Origin of the sequence: Streptomyces sp. UNOB3_S3 (genome assembly GCF_020740895.1) — a bacterium.
In the GTDB taxonomy this organism is placed as follows: domain Bacteria; phylum Actinomycetota; class Actinomycetes; order Streptomycetales; family Streptomycetaceae; genus Streptomyces.
In genome coordinates this window covers 1-5,842 of record NZ_JAILXP010000419.1, presented here as the reverse complement: position 1 = coordinate 5,842, position 5,842 = coordinate 1, and the positions used below count along the sequence as shown (strand labels likewise).

Here is a 5,842-nt window from a genome sequence, read left to right as displayed (position 1 = left end):
CCCCCAGCTACCGCTGGGAGGTGCCCCCAGCCCTGCGGAACGCCTGCCCACAAACCCATCCTTCCGACCGTGAGGTTCTACCCGTGAACTGGGACGACGAGTCCGTACCTGACACCCGTACCGGCGACCGGCTCGTCGGTACCGTCGCCGATGGGGAGGATCAGGCGGTCGAGGCCGCGCTGCGGCCCAAGGACCTGGACGAGTTCATCGGGCAGGAGCGCGTCCGCGAACAGCTCGACCTCGTCCTGAAGGCCGCCCGCGCCCGGGGCGCCACCGCCGACCACGTGCTGCTCTCCGGCGCCCCCGGTCTCGGCAAGACCACCCTGTCGATGATCATCGCGGCCGAGATGGGCGCCCCCATCCGCATCACCTCCGGCCCCGCCATCCAGCACGCCGGCGACCTCGCCGCGATCCTCTCCTCCCTCACCGAGGGCGAGGTCCTCTTCCTCGACGAGATCCACCGCATGTCCCGGCCCGCCGAGGAGATGCTCTACATGGCCATGGAGGACTTCCGGGTCGACGTCGTCGTCGGCAAGGGGCCCGGCGCCACCGCCATCCCCCTGGAGCTGCCGCCCTTCACCCTCGTCGGCGCCACCACCCGGGCCGGGCTGCTGCCGCCCCCGCTGCGCGACCGCTTCGGCTTCACCGGCCACATGGAGTTCTACTCGCCCGCCGAGCTCCAGCGCGTCGTCCGCCGCTCCGCCCGCCTCCTCGACGTGGAGATGGCGGACCAGGGCGCCGCCGAGATCGCCGGCCGCTCCCGTGGCACGCCCCGCATCGCCAACCGGCTGCTGCGCCGCGTCCGCGACTACGCGCAGGTCAAGGCCGACGGTGTGATCACCCAGGAGATCGCCGCCCAGGCCCTCCAGGTGTACGAGGTGGACGGCCGCGGCCTGGACCGGCTGGACCGGGCCGTGCTCACGGCGCTGCTCAAGCTGTTCGGCGGCGGTCCCGTCGGGCTGTCCACGCTGGCGGTGGCCGTGGGGGAGGAGCGCGAGACGGTCGAGGAGGTCGCCGAGCCCTTCCTGGTGCGGGAGGGGCTGCTGGCCCGTACGCCCCGGGGCCGGGTCGCCACGCCGGCGGCCTGGTCGCACCTCGGGATGGTGCCGCCGCAGCAGCAGGGCGGTGGCCCCGGCCAGCGGGGTCTCTTCGGGGAGTGACGGCGCGGGGGCTGGTCCGCTCAGGAACCACGGTGCCATGCTGGGCGTTGTTCCATCGGTGCGGACTCGCTTAGACTCCGCCGATGCCGCCCGTATTGTGCGGCATACCACCCCCGTAGACCAGGCCGTTTCCCCAGCGGTCGTGTGAAGGAATCCCCGTCCCGTGAATATCGCGACTCTCCTGCCGTTCATCGTGCTCATCGGGGCCATGTTCCTGATGACCCGCTCGGCGAAGAACAAGCAGCGCCAGGCCGTCCAGATGCGCGACCAGATGCAGCCGGGTACCGGTGTCCGGACGATCGGCGGCATGTACGCGACCGTCAAGGAGATCCACGACGACACGGTTCTCCTGGAGGTCGCCCCGGGCGTCCACGCGATCTACGCGAAGAACGCCATCGGTGCCGTCCTGGAGGACGCCGAGTACAACCGCATCGTCCACGGCCTGGAGCCGGAGGAGACCCCGGTCGTGCCGGACGACGCCTCCTCGCTCACCGAGGCCGTCGAGGCCGGCGAGCCCCCGGTCGAGAAGAAGATCGACCTGGGCAAGGACGCCGCTCCGGCCGCCGGTGAGGCCAAGGACGCCGACACGGGGGCCGAGAAGTCCGGCGAGGCGACCGAGCCGAAGGACAAGGACGCGAAGCGGGACGGCGACACCGACGCCAAGTAGCCCTTCTCCGGAACCGCGGAGCACCCACTGAGCGGTGCGCCGCGGTTCCGTTACGGTCTAGGCTCCGGCGGGGGCAGGTCCCCACATCATTTCGTGGCCGCCCGGCGAACACCCGAAGCCGGGCGGTTGGACAGGGAGAAACGACAAGGTGGCAGCACCGAAGAAGGGCCGCAGGTCCCCGGGCGGCCAGGGCAGGCCGGGACGAGTCCTGGCCCTGATCCTGATCGCCATGGTGGCGCTCACCGGGGGGATGTTCGCCTCCGGGCACACGACACCGCGGTTGGGCATCGACCTCGCGGGCGGCACCAGCTTCACGCTGGAGGCCAAGAACCAGCCGGGCAAGCCCAACGCGATCAACAAGACCAATATGGACACCGCCGTCGGCATCATCGAGCGGCGTGTCAACGGTCTTGGTGTGACCGAGGCCGAGGTCCAGACGCAGGGCAGCAAGCACATCATCGTGAACATCCCCCGGGGGACGAACGCGAAGCAGGCTCGCCAGCAGGTCGGCACCACCGCTCAGCTCGGTTTCCGGCCCGTCCTCACCGCGACCGCCGGTATCAAGGCGCCCGAGCCGACGCCCGGCTCCTCGGCCGACAAGGGCAAGGGGAAGCAGGACAAGGGCGACAAGTCCGGCGACAAGTCCGCCGACAAGAACAAGCCTTCCGGCTCGCCCTCGACGTCCGCCAGCCCCCAGGGCCGTCCCGTGACCGACGCCCTCAAGGCCGACGGCACCCCGACCCCGCAGGCCACCGCGTCCGTGTCCGACGGCAAGAAGGACGACGCCAAGCAGGACGGCGCGAAGAAGGACGACAAGAAGGCGCCCACCCCGACGCCCACGCCGGGCACCGGTGACGTGGCCGCCCTCCAGAAGCAGCTCGACGCCCTGGACTGCTCCACCAAGGAGAGCCGCTCCAAGGCCAACGAGGCCGCGTCCCTCGCCAAGCCCACCGACCCCATCGTCGCGTGCCGCAAGGACGGCTCCGTCAAGGAGATCCTCGGCCCGGTGGCCGTGGAGGGCACGGCCATCAAGGACGCCAACGCCGTCTTCGACGCCCAGGGCGGCAAGGGCTGGCTCGTCCAGCTGAAGTTCGACTCCTCCGGCGCCAAGAAGTTCGCCCAGGTCACCGGCCAGCTGGCCGGCAAGCCGTCGCCGCAGAACCAGTTCGCGATCGTCCTCGACGGCGAGGTCGTCTCCGACCCCTCCGTGAGCACCTCCATCGTCGGCGGCCAGGCGGAGATCTCCGGCGGCTTCACCCAGGAGAGCGCCCAGGACCTCGCCAACGTGCTGTCCTACGGCGCCCTGCCGCTGTCCTTCGACGTCGTCACCGAGCAGTCGGTGACCGCCGCGCTCGGCGGTGAGCAGCTGCGGGCCGGTCTGATCGCCGGTGCCATCGGCCTCGCGCTCGTCGTCCTCTACCTGGTGATCTACTACCGCGGTCTGGCGCTCGTCGCCCTCGCGAGCCTCGGGTGCTCCGCCGTGCTCACCTACACGATCATGGTCCTGCTCGGCCCGGCCATCGGCTTCGCGCTGAACCTGCCGGCCGTCTGCGGCGCCATCGTCGCCATCGGCATCACCGCCGACTCGTTCATCGTCTACTTCGAGCGCATCCGCGACGAGATCCGAGAGGGCCGCACCCTGCGTCCCGCCGTGGAGCGCGGCTGGCCGCGCGCCCGCCGTACGATCCTCGTCTCGGACTTCGTCTCCTTCCTCGCCGCCGCGGTGCTCTTCATCGTCACCGTCGGCAAGGTGCAGGGCTTCGCGTTCACCCTCGGCCTGACCACGCTCCTCGACGTCGTCGTGGTCTTCCTCTTCACCAAGCCCCTCATGACGATCCTCGCCCGCCGCAAGTTCTTCGCCAGCGGCCACCCGTGGTCCGGTCTGGACCCCCAGCGGCTCGGCGCCAAGCCGCCGCTGCGGGCCTCCCGCCGCCGTCCCTCCGCCACCGTCGACCCGAAGGAGGCGTGAGATGTCGCGACTCGGCACTCTCGGCGCCCGGCTCTACCGCGGCGAGGTCGGCTATGACTTCGTGGCCAAGCGGAAGATCTGGTACGGCATCTCGATCCTGATCACCATCACGGCCATCGTCGGCCTGGCGGTGCGTGGTCTGAACTTCGGCATCGAGTTCTCCGGCGGCGCGGTCTTCACCACCCCCAAGACCTCGGTCTCGGCCGAGGCCGCCCGCAAGACGGCCCAGGACGTCTCGGGGCACCCCGCGGTGGTCCAGAAGCTCGGTGACAAGACGCTGCGCGTCCAGGTCAGCGACCTCACCCCCGAGCAGTCCCGCAAGACCCAGGAAGCGCTGGCCAAGAAGCTGGACGTCGACCTGAACAAGGTCAACACGGACATCGTCGGCCCCAGCTGGGGTGACCAGATCGCCAACAAGGCCTGGACCGGCCTCGCCATCTTCATGATCCTCGTGGTCATCTACCTGGCCATCGCCTTCGAATGGCGGATGGCGGTGGCCGCGCTGATCGCCCTGATCCACGACCTCACCATCACCGTCGGCGTCTACGCGCTCGTCGGCTTCGAGGTCACCCCGGGCACCGTGATCGGTCTGCTGACGATCCTCGGCTACTCCCTCTACGACACCGTCGTCGTCTTCGACGGTCTGAAGGAGAGCGCGAAGGACCTCACCAAGCAGACCCGCTTCACCTACAGCGAGATCGCCAACCGCAGCCTCAACGGCACCCTGGTGCGCTCCATCAACACCACGGTCGTCGCGCTGCTGCCGGTCGCCGGCCTGCTGTTCATCGGCGGCGGCTTCCTCGGCGCGGGCATGCTCAACGACATCTCGCTCGCCCTGTTCGTCGGCCTCGCGGCCGGCGCCTACTCCTCGATCTTCATCGCCACCCCGCTGGTCGCCGACCTCAAGGAGCGGGAACCGCAGATGAAGGCCCTGGCCAAGCGGGTGCGCGCCCGTCGCGCCGCCGACGCCGCCAAGGCCGAGGCGGGCGGGGCCGCCCAGGACCGCGAGCCGTCCGACGCGGACGACGACGCGCCGGAGGACGCCCCCGCCGGGGTCGTCTCCCAGCGCCGCCAGAGCCGCGGCCGCGGCGGCCGTCCCTCGGGGAAGCGCGGATGAGCGCCCCCCAGGACCTGCGCGAGCTGCTGCTCAGCCGCATCCACGACGTGCCGGACTACCCGAAGCCGGGCGTGATGTTCAAGGACATCACCCCGCTGCTCGCCGACGCCGAGGCGTTCGCGGCGCTCACCGACGCCCTCGCCGGGCTCTGCGAGCGCCACGGCGCCACCAAGGTCGTCGGCCTGGAGGCGCGCGGCTTCATCCTGGCGGCCCCGGTCGCCGTCCGCGCCGGGCTGGGCTTCGTGCCCGTCCGCAAGGCCGGCAAGCTCCCCGGCGCCACCCTCGCCCAGTCGTACGAGCTGGAGTACGGCACCGCCGAGATCGAGATGCACGCCGACGCGCTCGTCGCGGGCGACCGCGTCCTCGTCATCGACGACGTGCTGGCCACCGGCGGCACGGCCGAGGCGTCGCTGAAGCTGATCCGGCGCGCCGGCGCCCAGGTCGCGGGCGTCGCGGTGCTGATGGAGCTGGGCTTCCTGCCGGGCCGCGCCCGGCTGGAGCCCGCCCTCGAGGGCGCCCCCCTGGAGGCGCTGATCACCGTCTGAGCCGCCCGGCGACGGGTGGGCCCACACTGCGCGCGGCGGGCACCGGGGAAGGCCCCGGTGCCCGCCGCTGTTGTTCCTGTTGGCGCCCCGTGCGCGGCGGTCCGGTGGCCGGGATCGATACCATGGCAGTCCGGACCTGAACGGGGGGCCGGTACGCATGAGGAGTGCTCTTGCCAGACGAGGTCCAGCCGCTCACCGCCGCTCAACAGGACAAGAAGCCGTCTCCCGAGGCCGCGGCGGTCACGGGCACGCCCTCCGGCCGCCCACGCGGCACGGACGGGCCCGACCGGGGCACGGACGGGGAGCGGAGCCGTCCGCAGGCCGCGGGCACCCCGCACCACAAGACCGACCGGCAGCCCACCGCGGCCCGGCCCCAGCCCGCGG

General features: G+C 71.4%; 5 protein-coding genes and 1 pseudogene. All 6 read left to right on the top strand.

All coding sequences use genetic code 11. The features are described 5' to 3' along the window. Positions 1-83: 83 nt before the first annotated feature. Positions 84-1,160 carry a Holliday junction branch migration DNA helicase RuvB gene (ruvB, locus tag K6I33_RS30500; RefSeq protein ID WP_229357783.1) on the top strand — a complete coding sequence of 359 codons (1,077 nt, stop codon included), beginning with the start codon at positions 84-86 and terminating at the stop codon, positions 1,158-1,160. A gap of 163 nt (positions 1,161-1,323) precedes the next feature. Continuing rightward, the gene (gene yajC, locus K6I33_RS30495; protein WP_229357782.1) at positions 1,324-1,827 is read left to right on the top strand and encodes a preprotein translocase subunit YajC; all 504 of its coding nucleotides are present in this window, start codon (positions 1,324-1,326) and stop codon (positions 1,825-1,827) included. A gap of 148 nt (positions 1,828-1,975) precedes the next feature. Next, positions 1,976-3,796: a protein translocase subunit SecD gene (secD, locus tag K6I33_RS30490; protein WP_229357781.1), complete on the top strand. Its 1,821-nt coding sequence runs from the start codon at positions 1,976-1,978 to the stop codon at positions 3,794-3,796. A gap of 1 nt (position 3,797) precedes the next feature. Beyond that, positions 3,798-4,913, top strand: coding sequence for a protein translocase subunit SecF (secF, locus tag K6I33_RS30485; protein WP_229357780.1), 1,116 nt, complete (start codon positions 3,798-3,800; stop codon positions 4,911-4,913). Then, positions 4,910-5,458, top strand: coding sequence for an adenine phosphoribosyltransferase (locus K6I33_RS30480; protein WP_229357779.1), 549 nt, complete (start codon positions 4,910-4,912; stop codon positions 5,456-5,458). Before secF ends, K6I33_RS30480 begins: the two co-directional genes overlap by 4 nt. 170 nt (positions 5,459-5,628) lie before the next feature. Further along, positions 5,629-5,842: pseudogene (locus tag K6I33_RS30475) on the top strand (hypothetical protein); the annotation flags it as partial.

Coding starts and splice junctions, on each gene's coding strand:
- K6I33_RS30480 (WP_229357779.1), top strand. CDS start 4,910: ATGAGCGCCCCCCAGGACCTGCGCGAGCTGCTGCTCAGCCGCATCCAC.
- secF (WP_229357780.1), top strand. CDS start 3,798: ATGTCGCGACTCGGCACTCTCGGCGCCCGGCTCTACCGCGGCGAGGTC.